Raw genomic sequence first — 19,117 nt, 5'->3', positions numbered from 1 at the left:
AGGGGCAGGCCTGCGTGCGCGAGCCGGCCTTGTGCATCTACGGCGCGGGGGCGAGCATCCAGATGACTTCGCAGGCTTCTGCCGAGGACGGGTTGCGCCAGCGATGCGGATCCCGTCCGCGGAAGGTCATCGCGTCGCCTGTGTCGAGCAGGAAGACGTCTTCGCCGATGACCAGCTCGAGAGCTCCGGCCAGAACGAGGACGAACTCCGCTTCGCTCTCGAGCTCGTAGAGGTCCGGGCCCGCCGACCCACCTGGCTGGATGCGGGAGTGGATCACCTGCATGTGGGTTTGCACCCCGGGCGTCAGCAGGAATTCCTCGGCGCCCTGCCCCCCGAAGTTGATCGGCGCCCCTTCGCCGGCGCGCACGACCTGGGTGGCGGGCGCCTCGAAGAGCTCCCCCACCCGAAGCCCGACGACATCGCAGATCGCGACGAGGGAGGAGACGGAGGGCGACACCTGGTCGCGCTCCATGCGGCTCAGGAACCCCGAAGTGACCCCCGCCGCGGTGGAGACCGCCTCAAGGGTCAGGTTCTTGGCCTGCCGGGCAGCGCGGAGCCGCGCTCCAATCGGAATCTGACGTGCCATTTCAACGTCCCTACGGTTCGAGCCGAATCGCCACAGCTCGCACCGGGGCACCATCTGCCGCTTCAAAAGCTATCGGAAGAAGCGAGATCACCGGCGCAGGGAAGTCGATCGCAGCGATATTCGTCAGATTCTCCCCGATCACGCCGTCGACATCCGCAATGAGGTGGTGCACGGGGAATCCCTCACCGGGATGGGTTTCATCGGGGGTTTCATCGATGTTGATCGCATCGATCGCGAACGTTCGCGCGCCGAGCGCGATCAGGCGGCGGCAGGCATCCGCATCGAGAAACGGGTTCTCGAAATACCGGTCGGTGCCGTAGTGCTCGCTCCAGCCGGTGTGCAGGACGATGATCGAGCCCGGCTGCACCTGGTCGACGACCGGCTCGATGAACTCCCAGCCGATGCGGCCGCGGGGCCCTGCTGCCCGGGCGTCGACGATGACGCCGGGTCCGAAGAAGCGGTCGAGCGGGATCTCGTCGATCTTCAGGCCGGTCTCGCTGAAGTGGAAGGGGGCGTCCACGTGGGTGCCGGTCTGGGAGCCCATGGACACGTTGAGCAGATTGAAGCCGTCCCGCTCGATGGTGCTGTGCACGGAGAATTCGAGCACCGGATCACCCGGGTAGACCTGCGTGCCCGCGCCGACGGGAACGGAGAGATCGACAATCGATTGTTTCGTCATGGTAAATAATTCTTGCATATCTATCAATTTTCTCCCAGTGAACGTAATGTCATCTCAACTTCTTCTGCGCAGTCGGAGACCCCACCCGCTACGAAAGACAAGGCGTTCACCATGACCAGCAGCAACACTGGCGCCGGCGATTCCGGCACCGCCGTGCTCAATGCCCGCCCCAAGATCACCGAGGTCGAAACCCACGGGATCGACACCATTCCACACCCTGACCGCACATCGACGTGGGTCGACCTCCTCCGCATCCAGTTCGGCGGCGCCAACACGTTTGCGACCGTCCTGCTCGGCACCTTCCCGATCGTGCTCGGCCTCTCGTTCTGGCAGGCCGTGCTCGCCACCGTCGCCGGCGTGCTCGTCGGCACCGTCTTCCTGATGCCGATGGGCCTCTTCGGCCCGCGCACCGGCACGAACAATGCCGTCTCGTCCGGCGCGTTCTTCGGCGTTCGAGGCCGGGTCGTCGGCTCCTTCCTGTCCCTCCTCACCGCGATCGCCTTCTACTCGATCTCGGTCTGGGTGAGCGGCGACGCCCTCGTCGGCGCCCTCAACCGGCTCGCCGGCATCGAGGACTCCGTCGGACTCCGCACCCTCGTCTACGGCATCATCGGCGTGATCGTGATCGTCGTCGTCGTGTTCGGCTTCCAGTTCATGCTCCTCGTCAACAAGACGGCGGTCATCGCCAACACCGCCCTGATCCTGCTCGCGTTCGTCGCCTTCTCCGGCACCTTCGATGCGGGCTACAACCCCGGACCCGACGCCCTCGCCCTCGGCGGTTTCTGGCCCACCTTCGTCGCATCCGCCCTCATCGTGATGGCGAACCCGATCTCCTTCGGCGCGTTCCTCGGCGACTGGTCCCGCTACATCCCGAAATCGACGCCGACGAGCAAGCTCCTCCTCGCCACCTTCCTCGGCCAGGCGCTCACGCTCATCCCGTTCCTGTTCGGCGTCGCCACCGCCACGATCGTCGCCGGCCAGGCCGACTACGTCTTCGCCCTCATCCAGGCCTCCCCGATCTGGTACGCCGTGCTTCTGATGGTCGTCGCCTTCATCGGCGGGCTGTCGACGGGTACCACGTCGCTTTACGGCACCGGCCTCGACTTCTCCTCGGTCGTACCGCGCTTCAGCCGGGTGCAGGCCACCATCGGAATCGGTGTCATCGCCTTCCTGTTCATCCTCACCGGGCGGCTGTTCTTCGACCTGCTCGGTGCCGTCAATGCCTTCATCGGGGCCATCATCGTGACCACGACTCCCTGGATGGTCATCATGGCGATCGGGTTCATCGTGCGCCGCGGGCACTTCGACGCTCGCAACCTGCAGGTCTTCAACAAGGGCGAGACCGGTGGCGTCTACTGGTTCAACTCCGGCGTCAACTGGCGCGGCATGGTCGCCTGGATCGGCGCTGCCGCGATCGGACTCCTCTTCGCGAACTACCCGCCCGTCATCGTCGGCCCGTTCAGCTCCCTGGGCGGCGGCATGGACCTCAGCCTCGTGACAGCCGTCGTCGCGGGAGCCGTGCTCTACCTCGGCGCCCTCTGGATCTTCCCGGAGCCCCGCTACGTCTTCGGCGAGGAAGGCCCGCGGCTGGTTCCTTCCTCGAATGCGCCGCTCCAGGAGGTCGTGACCGACCACGCCTCGAGCGCTGCCCGCGTGCACGCCAGGGCTGCCGCACGGCGTGCGTCGTGAGCGACGACACGGTCGTCGCCGGTACCCCGGGCGCCGAAGCCCTCGCCGCCGCAGACGCGTTGATCTCCGACTTCGGAAACCATCGACGGGACGCCTACTTCTCCCGGTTCGCCCCGGAGGCGACGTTCCTCTTCCATTCGACGCCTGCTCGGCTCGAGTCCCGGGCGGCCTACGAACAGCTGTGGCACGAGTGGGAACGGCAGAACCACTTCCGGGTGATCTCCTGCGTCTCAGCTGAGCGTCGGATCCAGGTCTTCGGCGAGGTCGCCGTGTTCAGCCACGACGTCGCCAGCACCGTCAGCTTCGACGGCTCCGTGGAAACTCTCGCCGAACGCGAGTCGATCGTTCTGGAGAACCGGGGCGGCGAGTGGCTGGCCGTGCACGAGCACCTCTCCGCGAGGACCTGAACCTCCCGACCGAGCCGCATCCGGCATCCGGCATCCGGCATCCGGCATCCGGCATCCGGCATCCGCCCATGACCCTATCGACACGCGTCACCACCCAGTCAGCGAAGGAAGCATTCATGCAAGAGATCGATTCCACCCTCGAGATATCCGACGGAAAGTTCCACCGGCTCCTTGGACCGGAGGCGTTCCCCGCGTTCGGCGAAACCGGGGAACTCGAAGCGACCTGGGGTCGTCGCTGGGGCGCCGCAGACGAGGTCGGCCGGCTGCGCTCCGTGCTGATGCGACGCCCGAGCCAGGGCCTCGCGAATGTGCGCGCGAACACCTACAACGAGGAACTCGGCGCCCTCGTCGACCCGGAACTGCGCTGGTACTGGACCGGGCGCGACACCCCGGACCTCGACCTTCTCAACGCGCAGTACGACGACTTCGTGGGCACCCTCACCCGCAACGACGTCGAGGTGGTGTTCGCCCCCGAGCTTCCCGCCACGTTCACGAAATCCGTGTACACCCGCGACCCGTTGATCACGATCCCGGGCGGAGCCATCATCGGGCGCCTCGCCCCGCGGATGCGCCGAGGCGAGGAACAGTCGATCACGGCAACGGTCGCCGCCGCGGGGATGCCCATCCTCGGCACCGTCACCGGTTCCGGCCTCGCCGAGGGCGGCAGCTTCCAGAAGGTGCGGCCGGACACGGCGTTCTTCGGCACCTCGGTGCGCTGCAACCCGGAGGGGTACCGGCAGCTGGCCCGGATCCTCGAGGAATTCGGCATCAGTCTCAAGCGCGTGACCCTGCCGGGGTACCTCATCCACCTGGACATGTGCGCCGTCATGCTCGACGACGACCTCGCCCTCGTCAACCCGCGGCTGGCGCCCTACGACTACATGGCGCAGCTGTGGGACCTCGGCATCGAAACCATCGAGGTCGATCCCCGGGAGGAGTGGGCGTGCAACATGCTCGCCCTCGATCGCCGCAAGGTGATCATGCCCGACCACTTCCCGCGGACGGCCGAGATTCTCAGCGACCGGCACGACGTCGAGGTCCTGCCCGTCGCTTACCGCGAGATGCTCAAGAACGGCGGCAGCGTGCACTGCTCGACCATGGAACTGCAGAGAGACTGGAGCTAGACGATGACCACCAACACGATTGTCGACGCGAACGCCGAAGCGGATGCCGCAGCGCTCCTGGCCGATTTCCACACCATGTCCGAATTCGGCGCGACCAGCGGCGGCGGTGTCGACCGCCAGGCGGCGAGCGCGGCCGACGGCCAGACGCGGTCCTGGTTCTCGGCCTGGCTGGCCGACCGCGGCTTCCGGGTGGAGGTCGACCCGATCGGCAACATCTTCGGCCTGCTCGAGCTCGTGCCGGGCGCCCCGTACGTGCTGTTCGGCTCACACCTGGACAGCCAGCCCCTCGCCGGGCGGTACGACGGCGCGTACGGCGTGCTCGCCGCCGGGCATGCCGCGCACCGCGCACACCGTGATCTCGCGGCCTCGGGCATCACTCCCCGGTACAACATCGCCGTGGTCGACTGGTTCAACGAGGAGGGGTCACGGTTCAAGCCGAGCATGATGGGCAGCGCCGTCTTCACCGGCCGGCTCGACCTCGAGGTCGCCCTCGCGACGACAGACCCGAGAGGCACGAGCGTGCGAGAAGCGCTCGACGCCATCGGCGGCCGCGGCGGCTTCGTCGGACCCGACGTGGCCGGTTACGCCGAGATCCACGTGGAACAGGGCCGCACGCTCGAGGACGCCGGGGTACCGATCGGCGTCGTCGCGAGCACCTGGTGCGCCTACAAATACGAGATCGTCGTGCTCGGAGAGCAGTCCCACACCGGCTCAACCCTGATGCGGGACCGCCGCGACGCCCTCCTCGGCGCCTCCAAGCTCGTCGTCGCGATCAACGAGCTGGTCCGCGAGTTCGACGACGAGGTGCTGCACGCATCCGTCGGCGAGTTCACGGTCGGGCCCAACTCCCCCGTGACCATCGCCCGCGAAGTGCGGCTGCTCGCCGACCTGCGGGCCCGGGAATCCAGCATCCTTGCCAGTGCCTTCGAAATTCTGAAACAGCGGATGCGCACCATCGAGTCGGAAACCGGCGTGCGCATCGAAGTCCTCACCTCCAGCGTCTGGGAGAGCGGGCCTTTTCTCGAGACCGGGCTGGCGATCACCGAGACGGCCGCCGAGCACCTCGGGCTCGACAGCATGCGGGTGCTCACCCTCGCCGGCCACGACGCCACGAACCTGAAGGAAACGGTTCCCGTCATCCTCATCTTCGTACCGAGCGTGAACGGGGTGTCCCACAACGAGAAGGAATTCACCCACGACACCGACCTCGTCGCGGGCGCGCGCGTGTTCACCGAGGTCGTGACGAGGCTCGCGCTCGGAGACTTCGCGGGGTAGTCGCGGCGGCGCGGGTGACGCTTCGCGTCCGCGATCCGTCCTCTAACATGACCTCATGGGCGAGAGAGAGGCTGGGCACGGCGGAGGTTCACACTCACACCCCTCGCGTCGGGTGAGTGTGTTCCTGGTCATCCTCGGCGCCGTGGCAGCCGCCATCGGCCTGGTGCTCCTGCTCCTGCCGAGCAATCAAGCGAGCTTCGGCTGGTACGCGTATGCGCCGCTCGGCGATTCGACATTCTTTCCGCCAGCCGGGCTGCTCTCGCCACAGAGTCAGATCGGGATGGTGGTGTTCATCGTCGGGTTGGTCGCGCTCGCCTTCGGTGCCGGCTGGATGCTCGGGCTACGTAACGCTGCGAGCCGTTCGGAATAAGCCGGAAGTCCTGAGGTTCCGTATCAATGGATAGGCAATTAGGCATTGGTATTTTTGGTTTACCTGCTGCTGAACAGCGAGCGGCAAGCACTGACTGAAGAGGCCGCCAGCGCATGGCGACAGCTCTCGCAGGACTGGACGCCGGCAGGCATCTCGAGATCGATCATCCGTCCCTGAACACCTCCGATCACCATTGCTTGGCGGGTAATTGCGTGGTAGCTAGGGTTGCCGTCAGGGACTGACGCAAGGAGTTCGTGTCTGCTACTGACGCTCCCGAGCAAGCACTGTCTCGGCGAGATATCGGTTTCCGACCCTGTTCGGTTGGCGAGGTCGCGGGGAAGGTAGTCCTCCAGCCTCGGGCGCGCTCATGATTGGCGTGAGCGCCCCACGATCATGGCCTGGATTTCCCTCACGGACGGTGAATAGGACGGGCGGGCTTGCATCCTGAAATCCCGAAGGCGGGGCAGGCCGGCAATCGGCCCAAGGTCCCCGTCACGTGCGCGAGTCGATCCATACAGATACAGGCGCTCGAGGCCCACCAATTCCACAAGGGGCGCTACCGAGGGAATATCGCCGCCTTCGCTGACGTCCAAGAATTTCAGCACCGTACAAGCGCTGACGGCAGCGATGTCGGGAATGCTGCGGCAGGACGTGAGTTGGAGAGTCTGCAACACCGGCGAGCTTGCCCTCTGAAGCGCACTGATGTCCCGCAGCCCCCTCGCAAGATGCACACCAAGTTCCGCCAGCCACGGCAAATCTTCAAGACCGTCCAGCGACTGCACCTGCGGATAGTCCTTCAGGACCACACTGACGAGTCCCGGCACAGCGGTCAGGGGCATCAAGTCCCTCTCTGTGTAAGAGAGGATGAATAGTTTCCGCAGCTGCGCCGCGAAGCGAATCGACCCGTGGATTTGCGACCATGTCGCGGACAGAACGCGCAGCAGCGGAAGGCGGTCAAGCTCGATTCGGGCCTGCGGAGCAGTTTGGACGCGGAGTGACTCCAAGGTTTCCGACAGCCCGTAGACCGGCGAAAGGTCGCCAATTGTGCGCGCCAGGACGTGCAAACGGCGAAGTGGAAGACCCGCAACGAATTGAAGATCCCGCTCTCGAAAGCCCTTGGCATAATTCAGGACAAGCCCATCGGCGCGCCCAGTCAATATTGCATCGTGCGCCTGGGGTGACCAGTCGCCTGTGACGACAACATCCACGCCTTCAGGGGTCTGCTCGAGGACAAAGGTCATCGCGTATGCGGCTTGTTCGGCATCAGCTCACGTCGCCGAGACTCGACCGGGTTCACCTGATTCGCCAAGCTCTCGCTCCCTCCGAACCCATCGCCCGTCGGGTGCTCGGCAACCTCGCAAGTTGCCTTTCTGCCGAGCAGACCCATGCGTTCTCCAGCGTCTGCTTCCGCTTCTGCTTCTGCTTCTGCTTCTGCTTCTGCTTCTGCTTCTGCTTCTGCTTCTGCTTCCGTAAACCTACACTGACGCAGGAATCTCCCTGTGGACGGCAACAAAAAAGCCCCGGACTTCGCAGAAGTCCGGGGCTATGTGTAGCGGGAGCGGGAATTGAACCCGCGACACCACGATTCTGAATTAGAGGGTTTTAGCTAATCACGACGAATCGGCTCGGTCATTCTGACCAGCTTATTTTCTTGCTCGTGATCACAGCGAGATGGGGTGATTTCATTCAATGCGCGGGGTAAAAGCGGGGTTGGTCCGATCAATGCGGTGATTATGAGCCACCCCGCACTTTGAATTCGTGACGACCCTGGCGAGTCTTCGAGTGCGGTTCGGTTTCTGTCTACTCGCGATGGGCAATGCAATCGCTTCGACTATAGAACTGAGGACTCACATGTAGGACACGCTTCAACACGGGAGCATGACCTCCACTATGTCGCTGCGCGGTCAAGGTCAAATCCGCGGCAGCGTTGTCCCCGAGACGACCCGGCGAGCACGTGGGATTTGAACTCTGCACGTGCAATCATTCGGGCTGTTCTGCGCTCACGATCCGCGTAATTACGCCGAAGTTGGATCACCCAGACGGCCTCGAATCACGCGGTTTTTTCACAAGTCTTGCCATTTTGTTGCCACGACCGCTCCTTGTCCACGCTGAACAAGAGTCCAGTCTCCGGAATCCCGCATAGCACGACAGACTTCGATCCCGTCCAAGACAGGCAAACCAACGTCCAGGAGCACTGCCGCCGGGCGGAGGCTCCGGATGCGATCAAGTCCCCCGCGGCCATCGGTCTCCAGATGCACCGTGAACCCCGACCGCACAAGGGATAGGCGCTCGATATCCGCGATTGCCGGACCGTCTCCGACGACCAGCACGAGCCCCCTGTCGTCAGTCACAGAGACCATTAACCCCCGCGGACACGGATCTGCTCCCAGCGCACGCACGATTGGCGAAAGCCTTACCAGACCCGAACACTGATCTCACACTTTTCGAACAGGGTCCAGGCAGTGTTGATTGTGTCGCAGTCTCGTTGACATCAAAGGCCGAGCCGGGAGCTTTTTCTCATGAATCGAACCATTCGACCCAGCGCCCTTGGAGCAGCAGTGCTCACTGCACTCGCGACGCTGGTCGGCGCACCCGCTTTCGCCGATACGACATCCACCCCTGCATCTCTCTCCACTGCTGTTCACTCGAAGACACCACTCACCCTCACGAGCGTGCAGGCCGCCGCCGCCTCTGCAACCGGGAAACGAATCACCTCGTTGAACGCTGCGATCGCAAAAGTTACGGCCAGCACCTCACTTGTCAGCTCCGATAAGAGTGCTCTCTTGGGGACACTTACTGGCGATCTCGACGGCATGCACACTCTCGCGACGAAAATCGCCGCGGATACAGACCTCGCTCAGGCCAAAATCGACTACGCCGCCATCTTCAACACCTACCGTGTCTCTTCGGTCGTTCTTCCCCAGGCGGCGTACACGGTGCTTGCGGACACTGTGGTCTCCAAGTCGGCGGTGAAGCTCACCACTGAACAGACACGGCTCTCGGGCCTTCTCTCAGGAAAGGACGCATCTAAGTCCACTGCGGCGCTGCAGGCAGACCTCACGGACATGGCTGCCCAGATCAGCAAGGCCACCAGCACCGTTACCGGATTGGCCACCGGATCGCTCGCCGTCACACCGGAGCAGTACGCCGCCAACCACGACGTCATGAAAGCCTTCACGGCATCCGCAACCACCGCGCGCGCCGCACTCAAGCAGGCGCAGACCGACGCGAAGACCCTCCGAGCCGCACTCAGTTAGCTCCGAACCGATGCGGAACGGCTTCAATACAGCCATGCCATAGTTGTTTCATAGTCCTTTCCTAGAACAGAGACACACCCTGTGAGAATGAATGCGAGACGCAGCAGGACCGTTGTCGCGACTGCCGCTGTGATTGTCGCGGTCCTCGGGGCTGGCGGCTTGTTCCTGGTGGTCCACCCCGCATCGGCTGCGAGCCAGGCTTCGCAGCCCGCCCCGGATGCGTCATTGACGAACTCCGCCCTGCCCATCACAGGGACCGTGGAGACGGTGCACATTCCGGCGACCGCCTCCGGTTTCAGCGCTAGAGACGCTGAGGTTTATCTCCCGCCGGCTGCCCAGATCGCCAACGCCCCAGCTCTACCGTTCGTGCTGATGATGATGGGCCAGCCCGGAAACCCCGACGCTTCCTACATCGGATCCGTCCTCGACACTTTCGCGCTTACCCATAACGGTCAAGCCCCCATCGTCGTCGTCGCCGACCAGCTCGGCGACCCGAGCGTTGATTCCCTCTGCCTGGACACACCGGCACACGGGAACGTGCAGACCTACATTGAGCAGGATGTCGTCAACTGGGCGCGCGCAAACCTGCGCATTATGAGCAACCGGGTCGAATGGACCGTTGCGGGGTTCTCCAATGGCGGCCAGTGCGCAATCTCCCTGGCTGCCAGGTTCCCGGACGTCTGGGGAAACGTGATCAGTGCGTCCGGGACGACCTTCGCGGGAACCGAATCCGAGCCCACGGTTCTTGCCGATGTCTTTGGTGGAGACCAGGCCGCCTACGACGAGACGAAACCAGCGACCGTTATGTCGTCAACGTCCTACCCCGATACCGATGCCGTGTTCACCGTTGGTGCGGATGACTTCGTGATCGGGCCACCCCAGAAGGAACTGAGTACCGTCGCCCTAGGCGCCGGCATGGCGACCAGCTACTACGAAGTCCCCGGCGAAGGCCACACCATCGGGGCTCTCCTCGGAGGACTCACGAAAGCGTTCGAAGTACTGGCCCCACGCCTCGGATTTCAATACGTCCCACCTCAGCCCTAGCTGTACCGCTCAGGGTGCTGGGCTGGTCGGCCGCGCCGCGAGCGGATGCTGTGAAACTGCCAGAGAATATCGCCTCGGCGAGATGGATCAGTGTTCCGATCTACGAGTAGACAAGTGACTCGGCGCGCTCCGCGGCGTTGCCTATGACGACCGCACCAGGCAGTGCACGCAACGACAGAAAAGACCGCGAACAAGGCCCGCTTCGTCACAGCCTCTGGGCCGGTGCGGGAATCGATTCCACAGTCGCGGAGGTTTCACCGGCGCCATCATTTCCTGCAAGCTGGGCAGGGTCGGCGAACGGACTGCGGATTCTTCGCCGTCGCAGGTATGTTCTGCGGGTGAACGCACTTCCGACGAGGAGCGTAGCGAGGAAGAGCCATACGACTGTGAGGGGTTGGAACACCCAGTTTGTGATTCTTGCGATGGTCGGGGCTGGGTGCCACCCCTGAATATCGTTATTTCCGATGGCGCCGTCCACCGCAGGTATGGCGCTCACTTCCGGCCAGATCGGCACCGAGCCGGTCCCAGAAACGGTGTTGTCGGAAATGTGTGCATGACTTGTGTCGCCCTCGAGGTCCAAGCCGTGGTTGGTGATCTCAGTGAGGACATTCCCCGTGACGGAGGCTGTCGAATTGCGCAAAGATACGCCAGTGTCTCCCCCGGTGATTGTGTTTCGATAGACCGTCGATGATGCTCCGGCGTCTCGAATCGTGATGCCTCGGCTGCGTTGCTGCTGGAGGGTGTTGTCGGTTAACACCACATTGGCCGCGCCGTCATCCACGACAATGCCATCCTCGTTGCGAGCAACGCTGGAGTGAGAGACTTCCACATTCTGACCGCCGCTGATGCCGATTCCGTTTCGAGTGTTATCGGTACTGATGCTCTTCACAATCCGGTTTTCGCCGGAGGCAAGAGTGTTGGACCCCGATGGGCCGGGGCCGACGGCGAGGGGCTGCCCATCGATGTTGAAGCCGTCACGTCCGTTGTTTGCGGCGGCATCATCCTGGTATAGGACATTGGAACTCGAGGGGTAGAGCGAGAAGCCGTCGCCGGAATTGCCGATAGATGTTGTGTCGCTGATCGTGGTGTCGGTCACGGCTTCGTGAAGCGCGACCCCGTCAATGAGGCTCCCTCTGATTTGGGTGCCGTAGACGGTCACGCCGCGGGCATTGCTGGCAAAAATGCCGTAGGCATTGCCCGTGACGGTGACATGGCTGATCGTCGCGGACGCCGGGGAGTTTTGTTGAGCAGCTCCGGCTGTCGTTTTTTCCAAGTCTGACCCCGTCAACAAGGGGGCACCGTTTGGAACAATCTCCGTTCCTGAGGCTGGGGCACCGATGGCAGGTTTAAAGGTGCTCGACGGGGCGATTCCGGTAAGTGCGAGCCCACCAGTGTTTCCGCTCCAAAATCCGAGATTGGTGATCTGAACGTAGGTGAGATGAGTGTCGCCGCCGACTGCGCGAATGTATGCCCGGCCGTCGCTCGTGGTGGTGTCGGAGGTACCCTGGCCGGGATCCCAGCTCGTGATCGTCGCTTGGTTTGCTGACGTTCCGGACAAGTTCAACGATCCCCCGAGAGCGACGATCGAGACGAAGGATGTCGGGTCACTCTTTAGGCGCAAGGTGAGACCGTCGGGAGCGTCGAGCTTCAATGTCGCCCCTGCAAGTATCACGAGGTTCTCAGCGAGCAGGAAGGACCCGTCGGGCTGGCGAACGAACGTATCCGGGGCGAGGGCGAGCATGTCCGTGAGCGTGTATGGCGTGTCTCGCCCGGGCAATATCAGTGTGAATGTTCCGTTCGTTTCCAGCCGGAATGGACCCCGGAGGCCATGAACTCGGGACGGAGCGAGGACGGCCATGGTCCGTACATATTCGAGCCGTTGGCTTTCGCCGGTCACCAGGGCCGCCTCGCGATTTGGGTCGCCCGCGTACTGCAACCCCAGCACACGGCCGAGGTGCGCGGATTCGCCAGGGCTAGTCGCGGCGGATTGTTGTACGGCGTTGATGCCGAGGATCCATGTTGCCCCGATCGCCGAGAGCACGATCAAGACCAGAGCGGTAAGCAAAATGGGCCGACGGATGCTCACGGGTCGCCGCACTCTGCGTCGCAGACACCGCCTGGCCTTTCGTGGCCCCGGTCGTCGTCGCCGTTCTGGTCCTTCTGGCAGGTCGACCGTATCTGCTCAGTTCCAGGGTGCAAGCCCGGTTGTGCAGTCACCGACGAAAGCATGTATCCGGTCCCTTGCTACTAGATGAGACTCCTGAAAAGGACTCAAGCGCGATGAGCGGAACAATCATCCGGGTCCGACGAAGGAGACGGTCCTCCGAACCGTCGCGCAAACCTGCCAGTGCCCTCAGCGCCAGCAGTGAGAATATATACAGGCGAGCAGGTGGTCGATAGGTTCAGTCGCCGCCAATGTGGTTAACCACATACGCGGTTTTCGGTGCGGACCTAAGCTGTTCGCGGCATCGCAAACCGGAGCCCATTCGCAGTGCGCGCTAATCTGTGAAACTGCCCCAGACACTGGTCCAGACCTCAGAAGGTTTTCAGGATTCGGAGCCGGTTCCATCGGAATGCGTCTGGAATGCTCGTCAGGTAGACCGAAACATTCTCTAGCCACACCGCCGGCATCGCTGCTCGCCAAGCCTTCATCTGGTCGTTCATTCCTTGGCCGCGTTAGCCCGACGGGGCGGCCCAAGTCACCTCTAATCAGTTGTCCCTTATTCTTCAAAACTTCCCAGGGATCCGGAGCATTGGCGCCGGCCGTCCCGGTAGACCCCGGCATGAATACGTGAGACCCATGGAAACTCCTTCTCGACTGCGCCCGCTCGACACATCATCAAGGTCTGCCAGCGAGCGGCCGAGGACCGTGCCGGCCACGAGAATCAGCCTGGGACGATTGGTGCGCACGCCGTCAGCTGATTACTTTCTCCTGTTGGGCGTGACTCTGTTTCTTGTCCTGTTCGGCCTCGCCATGGTGTTGTCCTCATCGTCTGTCGATTCATATGTGAGCAATGGGGGGTTCTTCGGGGTCCTCCTCCATCAAGGCTTCATCGCGATCGTTGGTATCCCGTTGATGCTCATTGTGAGCCGGGCACCATTGAAATTCTGGCAACGCATCGCCTGGCCGGCTCTCATCGTGACGTGTCTGGTGCAGTGCCTTGTCTTCACGCCACTGGGCGTGACTGTTGCCGGGAATACGAACTGGTTATCGGTAGGAAGTTTCCAATTTCAGCCTTCCGAAGCCATCAAGGTCGCCCTAGTCATCTGGCTGGGCACGATTCTCGCCCAAAAGCAGAACCTGCTCAGTGACTGGCGCCACGTGCTCATCCCCGTCTTTGGCGTTGGCGGTGCCGCCGTACTGCTGGTAATGATCCGCGGCGATTTGGGAACAACGGTGATCCTGGGCGCGATCCTGTTCGGCTCCTTGGTCTTCGCCGGGGTGCGGATGCGGATGCTCGCGATCCCGCTGGGAGTCGGAGCGGTGGGCGCGGTCGCAGCAGCGGCAGCGAGCACCAACCGGCTGACACGCGTTCTGGCGTTCTTTGGGACAGGATGCGATAGCAGTTCGAAGACCATCTCAGCTGCGTGCTGGCAGCCCCTCCATGGCACGTGGGCCATGGCTGATGGCGGGATCTTCGGCGTGGGTCTCGGTAATTCCAAAGCCAAATGGTCTTGGTTGCCTGCCGCCGACAACGATTACATTTACGCCATCATCGGCGAAGAGCTCGGCCTTATCGGCGCCATTGTTGTCCTCCTCCTCTTCATCGTCCTCGCGATCGCCTTCCTTCGCATCATGAGCACGACCTCGCACTTGCAGGTCCGTGTGACAACTGCCGCCGTGATGGTCTGGGTCGTCGGGCAGGCTCTCGTCAACATGGGAGTCGTCCTGGGCTTCGTCCCGGTCCTGGGCGTCCCCTTACCGTTGATCTCCGCGGGCGGCACCGCCCTGTTGACGACGCTAATCGGGATCGGTGTGGTGCTCTCCTTTGCTCGCAACGCCAGACGAGCACCCATGTCATCTGCACCGTGATCGGACGGTCCCGAGGCGACGATCATCGCCCTCACTGCGGTTCAATACGACGGCACCACCGCACCGAAAAGTCTTGATCGCGTTTCAGTTCAGGATATTCACGGCACGGGAGATCACGAGTGCGAGCAGGACGAAGCCCGTGAGCGCTTGATATCCCATCAATGCTTTGGCCCGGACCGTGAGTGGCATCACATCAGTGGGGCTGAAAGCCATCATGTTATTCAGCGAGAGGTAGGCGTAGTCAAAGTAGCCCGGGCGCCAATCCTCGCCTCCGGGTGCTCCATCGTGTTGAGGGAAGCGGAAGTCAACTGTCGCCGTCGACCAGAGAATCGGGTCCCGGCGAGCGATCGGCCCCGAACGGTCGAGCTCCCAGTAGACCAGCGAAAAGGCGAGCACATTGGTGATCCACACTTGCCCGGCGGTAAGCAGTACATCCGGGCCGCTGACGTGCCCATAAAGAAGTTGGCCTACGGTAAAAACAACGGTCACTTGGTTCGCCAACGTCAGCAGGGTTGCCAGTCCGATTGACAGCCAGCGGGACCACGTCGTCTCCTTGGAGAGGCGGCGCGGGTTCAGAATCGTGAGTGGGATGACCAGGAGAACACCCAGCGAGGGAACCACCCAGCGTGGGACGAGCTGGACCTTCTCAGGAATGAGCAGGTAGAGGACGAGGCTCACGATCACAGCAGCCAGTACAGGCCACCGGTGCTCGTGTCGCTTTGGGGGTTCCGTCACAACTGTCACAATCTGAAGTGTAGGTCCGCCCGATGACCTCCGATCGCCGATGCTGCTGCCTCGGACTGACGCCAAGGAGCCTCGGAGTGACTGAGCCTTGAAACAGATTTACTGTCGTTACGACGCGGGTCACGCTCACGGTTCTCGGCCACCGATAGTGGAGGATTCAGGAAATCGAACCTGACAAGGTGCACCGACTTGCACATCCCCCGGACACCTGATGTTAACGCGGGCAATCAGGAAGCGCAATTGCAGGGAGAACGTGCGACGCGCTCAAAGGCGCAGGGACCGTGAGCCTCGATGAGCAACGATCACGAGGTGCCCGGATGATTTCTGGGTGATCATGACGTCGTTGTTGGCGAGCGCAATCGTGAGAGCGCGGACGCGTGCACGTCTGTCCCCGACACGGCCGCTCGTCTTGTTTCTCTTCTTCCTCCAGGACTGGATCAAGGTATTCAAGGGGCTGGGCCGTTCCATCAGGAATCGCAATATCAGTCCCGACGATGTCTCTGAGAAACTCGGCTGGCTCCTTGTCATCGCAACGATTCCCGCAGGCATCCTCGGGCTCGCGCTGGAAAAGCACATCAGAGCCCTGTTCGCGTCCCCGGTGGTCGCCGCCGGATTCCTCGTCGTCAACGGACTGATTCTGTTCACGGCCGAGCGCCTGCGGTCCAGACCACGCAGAGCATACGCAGCCGTCCTCACCGCGGATGATTCCGTAGGCTTGCCGACTCGGGGGATGCCGGGCGTGGGTTCACAGGTAGAACTGCCCGACGGGGCCATCGCGCGGCTGACATGGCTGCAGGGCTTGAGCATCCGTGCCGCAGAGGCAGCCGCGCTCATCCCGGGCATTTCACGCTCCGGATCCTCCATGGTCGGAGGTGTGCTGTCTGGACTGGATAATCAGACCGCCGCCCGCTTCAGTTTCCTGCTGGCGACGCCCATCATCGGCGCAGCGGCCGCCTTGAAATTGCCTGGGCTCTTCGCCCCGGAACTCAGCGACGAAAGAGGAGTGTTCCTAGTCGGATCGCTTTGCTCCGCGGCGGCCGCGTGGTTTGCGACCAAGTTTCTGCTCGGGTTCTTTGAGACCCGAACTCTGAAGCCCTTCGCGATTTACTGCGTAGTCGCTGACATTGTCTTCGCAGCGCTTCTTTTGGTTTTTCGCTGACCCTTGTTCCGTAGTCCTTGCTATGCCCCCCCCATTCCGACGGGACCGAGGGGAATACCTCATCATGCACAGCCCAACGGAAGGCCGATCTCGCTAGAAGCTCGCTCAGGGCTCGGCGGCAGCCACGTATGCCCCTCGCTCGGGGTGTGGCAACGCTCTGCTGGCTCTAGTTGCCCTTGCTGCAGGTTTGTTCGGCGGCGGTCTGCCCGGTGACCGTGGACGGAAGAACTGCACCTGTCGGCGTCGGCGTTGTCGTGGTTGGAGTCGCGACCCCGGGCGTCCTGGCCGAGGCGGACGGGCTCGGCGTTGGCGTTGGCGTCGGAATGGCTGTGGCTGTGGCTGTGGCTGCCGATTTATCGATGACTGCTGCGCGGCCGGGCAGCCCGCTGAGGACGATGGGCTGGTCGGCGACGAGCGCGGCGTTCACGATGGTGGCCCCGGTCGATTGCGGGATGACCCGGTTCACGTCCTGGGGGTCAGCGACGGTCGGGTATTGGAGGAAGACCATGTTGGCCAGGCCCGTGTCTTTGAGGGCGAGTGCGATCTGGACCAGGGTCGTCGGGTTTGTCAGGGTGTCGGACAGCAGCATGTTGCCTGTTGCGGCTTTGGCCAGGGCATACAGCGTGACCGGGTTCCCGAGCACTCCGCCGCTTTCCACCTTCCGGGCCAGGGCAGCCATGAAGACTTGTTGGTTGCTGATCCGGCCGAGGTCACTGCCGTCACCGACTCCATGCCGGCTCCGCAGGAACGACAGCGCTTCGTCGCCCACAATGGTCTGTTGGCCCGCAGCCAGGTGCAGGGGCGGATTCGTGTAGAGGTCATTGATCGGGGACGCGATACAGACCGTGACGCCACCGACGGCGTTGGACATGGCCGTGACGCCATCGAAACTGATCTGCGCGGCGAAGGGGATCTGGAGTCCGGTGAGCTTCTCGATCGTGACCACGACGCAGGAGAGTCCTCCGCGCGCCAGCGTCGTGTTCAGCATCACCCGGCTCGACGCGGATGCGGTCGACCCGTCCGTCTGGGGGCAGGTCGGGACGGCGACCATCAGGTCTCGCGGAAAGCTGATCACGCTGACACTGTGGTGATCCTGCGCAATGTGCAAAAGCATGGTGACGTCGTTGTTGCCCGCTCCGGCGCTCGCGGCGAGCTCCGCGCTCGTCGAGTAGGCGCCGCCCTGTCCGGTGCGGGTGTCCGTCCCAGTCAGGAGCAGGTTGACGCCTCCGGTGATCGCGGCGACATCCGCAGCTGGAGCCGTCGTGCTACTCGAGGGATCTGCAATGTGTGCGAGATGCACTCCTGGCTTCACGCTGCCGGCGAGATCCCAGGCAGCTACTCCTGCGACGCCTCCCCCGCTGACAATGAGTACACCGGTTGTGAACGCCAGAATCGTGCCGACGGATCGCCATGGGCCACGTCGGACGAGTCGCCCGTGCCTGACCGGTAATCCAGTGGAACGCGCGTGAGCACGTAGTTTTGGGTTGTGCATCGCCCTCACCTTTTCCTCCGCGCTGAACTAATTTGGGGCGCTGCCATCTGTTTCGACCGAAGCCTACGCAATCCTCGCTGAACGGTGACTGGATGGCGGCCGTGCACCCTGAGGTTCTGCTCGGATCGTTTTCGGGTCGCCCAAGTTCCGGGTCGCGGTCACTGGTGGCGGCGTGCACATTCATAAGTTGCGGCCCTCCGGATCGGTTGGTCGAAGATGCCGGTCGAAGGTGAAGGCGAGCGGTTGACCGGCGGGAAGTTCGTCACCGAGCTGAGCCGCGTTTCCGCTCAGTGTGGAACGAAGGCCCCGGATCGACGCGGGGCTCGCGATAATCAGGACCGTTTGGTGGGCGAGGAGGAAGGAAACGACACGCTCGGAGTAGAAATCAGACATCACCGGCGTCGCGAAGGCATTCGGGATGGCTGCCTCCGTATCGGGAGCGCGAACGTTGCCTTCCCGTACCGGCCGCCGGTGTCCATCGGCGTCGCTTGGGTCCCAGGACCTTTCGGTCCGGCTGAGCCAGCGATCCCGGTGACTGCGATCGTGCCGCAGGTTGGCGCGGGCACGGGGCCAGGCTGGCTCTATGTCGAGGCGACGATCTGAAATGACCGTGCGCGGGAGCTTGTGTAGTTCGCACAGGAGCGTATTGACGAATCGAATACTGTTTGTTCGGGGCGGGGTGAACACGACGTCGGGAGAGAGCCTGGCCGCGGCCAGCAGATCCGCCGCGCGTCGAGCCAGGGTGACGGCCAAATCGTCTACGTCGGTTCTGCCGGGCGTCTCGATGGCTGTCTCGTTGTGAGCAGGGACAGAGTCGATAGTGTCCCCGAATCCCAACAGAATCAGTACACCGAATTCACTCATCCGCCTCGCGCTCCTTCCACAGAGGGATGCTGCAGCATGGGGCGTCCCTCGACTTCGAGGCGACGGTTGTGCAGGATGACCACAGTCAAACACCATGCAGCCGGGCAATCTAGGAAGGCCAGCATGTCCTACCACGGGTTGGATCCCGGGCCTTGTCCTGGCTCACGGCATCGTTATTCGCCAGTGCGCGGTGGACTCACTCTCTCTTCTCCTGCGGGTTTGAGCGTAGCCACACCTTGCTTGCGGAGTGGTAAATCAGCCGCGTAACGTGACTCTCGCAAGGCGCCAGTTGTTAGCTGAGGCTCCTTTGCGGATACTGGCGAGTCGCCCTTCTCGGTACCTCTAGTCCACGTTGTTGGTACCGCTTGTTCCGAGTAGGTGGTACTGCGGCTGG

The 19,117-nt window shown here is 62.9% G+C and carries 17 protein-coding genes; 9 read left to right on the top strand and 8 right to left on the bottom strand.

The annotated features are described in order from the left end of the window. Positions 1-37: 37 nt before the first annotated feature. Positions 38-586: an XRE family transcriptional regulator gene (locus QN350_RS12550; RefSeq protein ID WP_322138160.1), complete on the bottom strand. Its 549-nt coding sequence runs from the start codon at positions 584-586 to the stop codon at positions 38-40. Between the two features lie 10 nt (positions 587-596). Further along, the gene (locus QN350_RS12545; RefSeq protein ID WP_322138161.1) at positions 597-1,265 is read right to left on the bottom strand and encodes a cyclase family protein; all 669 of its coding nucleotides are present in this window, start codon (positions 1,263-1,265) and stop codon (positions 597-599) included. A gap of 111 nt (positions 1,266-1,376) precedes the next feature. Between QN350_RS12545 and QN350_RS12540 the strand changes: the two genes are divergently transcribed. From QN350_RS12540 to QN350_RS12520, 5 genes are all read left to right on the top strand, one after another. Beyond that, positions 1,377-2,954 (top strand): purine-cytosine permease family protein, encoded by a 1,578-nt coding sequence (locus QN350_RS12540; RefSeq protein WP_322138162.1) that lies wholly within the window; start codon positions 1,377-1,379, stop codon positions 2,952-2,954. After that, entirely contained in the window at positions 2,951-3,361 is a 411-nt protein-coding gene (locus tag QN350_RS12535; protein ID WP_322138163.1) for a nuclear transport factor 2 family protein, read from the top strand. Before QN350_RS12540 ends, QN350_RS12535 begins: the two co-directional genes overlap by 4 nt. Before the next feature lie 116 nt (positions 3,362-3,477). Next, positions 3,478-4,485, top strand: coding sequence for a dimethylarginine dimethylaminohydrolase family protein (locus QN350_RS12530; protein WP_322138164.1), 1,008 nt, complete (start codon positions 3,478-3,480; stop codon positions 4,483-4,485). Positions 4,486-4,488: 3 nt separating this feature from the next. Then, on the top strand, positions 4,489-5,760 hold the full coding sequence (locus QN350_RS12525) for a M20 family metallo-hydrolase (RefSeq protein WP_322138165.1): 1,272 nt from the start codon (positions 4,489-4,491) through the stop codon (positions 5,758-5,760). Positions 5,761-5,815: 55 nt separating this feature from the next. Continuing rightward, entirely contained in the window at positions 5,816-6,130 is a 315-nt protein-coding gene (locus QN350_RS12520; RefSeq protein ID WP_322138166.1) for a hypothetical protein, read from the top strand. A gap of 365 nt (positions 6,131-6,495) precedes the next feature. Here the strand turns inward: QN350_RS12520 and QN350_RS12515 are convergent, their stop codons facing one another. Further along, a complete protein-coding gene (locus tag QN350_RS12515; RefSeq protein ID WP_322138167.1) occupies positions 6,496-7,371 on the bottom strand; it encodes a hypothetical protein in 876 nt (291 codons plus the stop codon). 822 nt (positions 7,372-8,193) lie between these two features. Then, positions 8,194-8,490: a response regulator gene (locus tag QN350_RS12510; protein ID WP_322138169.1), complete on the bottom strand. Its 297-nt coding sequence runs from the start codon at positions 8,488-8,490 to the stop codon at positions 8,194-8,196. Between the two features lie 423 nt (positions 8,491-8,913). Between QN350_RS12510 and QN350_RS12505 the strand changes: the two genes are divergently transcribed. Next, positions 8,914-9,387 carry a hypothetical protein gene (locus QN350_RS12505; RefSeq protein WP_322138170.1) on the top strand — a complete coding sequence of 158 codons (474 nt, stop codon included), beginning with the start codon at positions 8,914-8,916 and terminating at the stop codon, positions 9,385-9,387. 87 nt (positions 9,388-9,474) lie between these two features. Beyond that, positions 9,475-10,431 (top strand): alpha/beta hydrolase, encoded by a 957-nt coding sequence (locus QN350_RS12500; protein ID WP_322138171.1) that lies wholly within the window; start codon positions 9,475-9,477, stop codon positions 10,429-10,431. Between the two features lie 205 nt (positions 10,432-10,636). On the opposite strand, the gene QN350_RS12495 is transcribed toward QN350_RS12500, so the two are convergent. After that, on the bottom strand, positions 10,637-12,517 hold the full coding sequence (locus QN350_RS12495) for a right-handed parallel beta-helix repeat-containing protein (protein ID WP_322138172.1): 1,881 nt from the start codon (positions 12,515-12,517) through the stop codon (positions 10,637-10,639). Positions 12,518-13,231: 714 nt separating this feature from the next. On the opposite strand from QN350_RS12495, the gene QN350_RS12490 reads away from it, so the two are divergent. Continuing rightward, on the top strand, positions 13,232-14,464 hold the full coding sequence (locus QN350_RS12490) for a putative peptidoglycan glycosyltransferase FtsW (protein ID WP_322138173.1): 1,233 nt from the start codon (positions 13,232-13,234) through the stop codon (positions 14,462-14,464). 84 nt (positions 14,465-14,548) lie between these two features. Here QN350_RS12490 and QN350_RS12485 read toward each other — a convergent pair whose 3' ends face one another. Further along, on the bottom strand, positions 14,549-15,142 hold the full coding sequence (locus QN350_RS12485) for a hypothetical protein (protein ID WP_322138174.1): 594 nt from the start codon (positions 15,140-15,142) through the stop codon (positions 14,549-14,551). A gap of 475 nt (positions 15,143-15,617) precedes the next feature. Here QN350_RS12485 and QN350_RS12480 point away from each other — a divergent pair, with 475 nt between their 5' ends. Continuing rightward, positions 15,618-16,367, top strand: coding sequence for an undecaprenyl-diphosphate phosphatase (locus tag QN350_RS12480; RefSeq protein WP_323516480.1), 750 nt, complete (start codon positions 15,618-15,620; stop codon positions 16,365-16,367). Between the two features lie 166 nt (positions 16,368-16,533). Here QN350_RS12480 and QN350_RS12475 read toward each other — a convergent pair whose 3' ends face one another. Both QN350_RS12475 and QN350_RS12470 read right to left on the bottom strand, forming a co-directional pair. Beyond that, positions 16,534-17,667 carry an LCP family protein gene (locus QN350_RS12475; RefSeq protein WP_322138175.1) on the bottom strand — a complete coding sequence of 378 codons (1,134 nt, stop codon included), beginning with the start codon at positions 17,665-17,667 and terminating at the stop codon, positions 16,534-16,536. A 372-nt stretch (positions 17,668-18,039) separates the two neighbouring features. Then, the gene (locus tag QN350_RS12470) at positions 18,040-18,723 is read right to left on the bottom strand and encodes a hypothetical protein (RefSeq protein ID WP_322138176.1); all 684 of its coding nucleotides are present in this window, start codon (positions 18,721-18,723) and stop codon (positions 18,040-18,042) included. Positions 18,724-19,117: the final 394 nt, after the last annotated feature.

The sequence above is a fragment of the Cryobacterium sp. 10I5 genome, assembly GCF_035019865.1.
Classification (GTDB): domain Bacteria; phylum Actinomycetota; class Actinomycetes; order Actinomycetales; family Microbacteriaceae; genus Cryobacterium; species Cryobacterium breve_A.
Note: the sequence above shows the minus strand (reverse complement) of the source record. Positions and strands in the feature narration are given on the sequence as shown.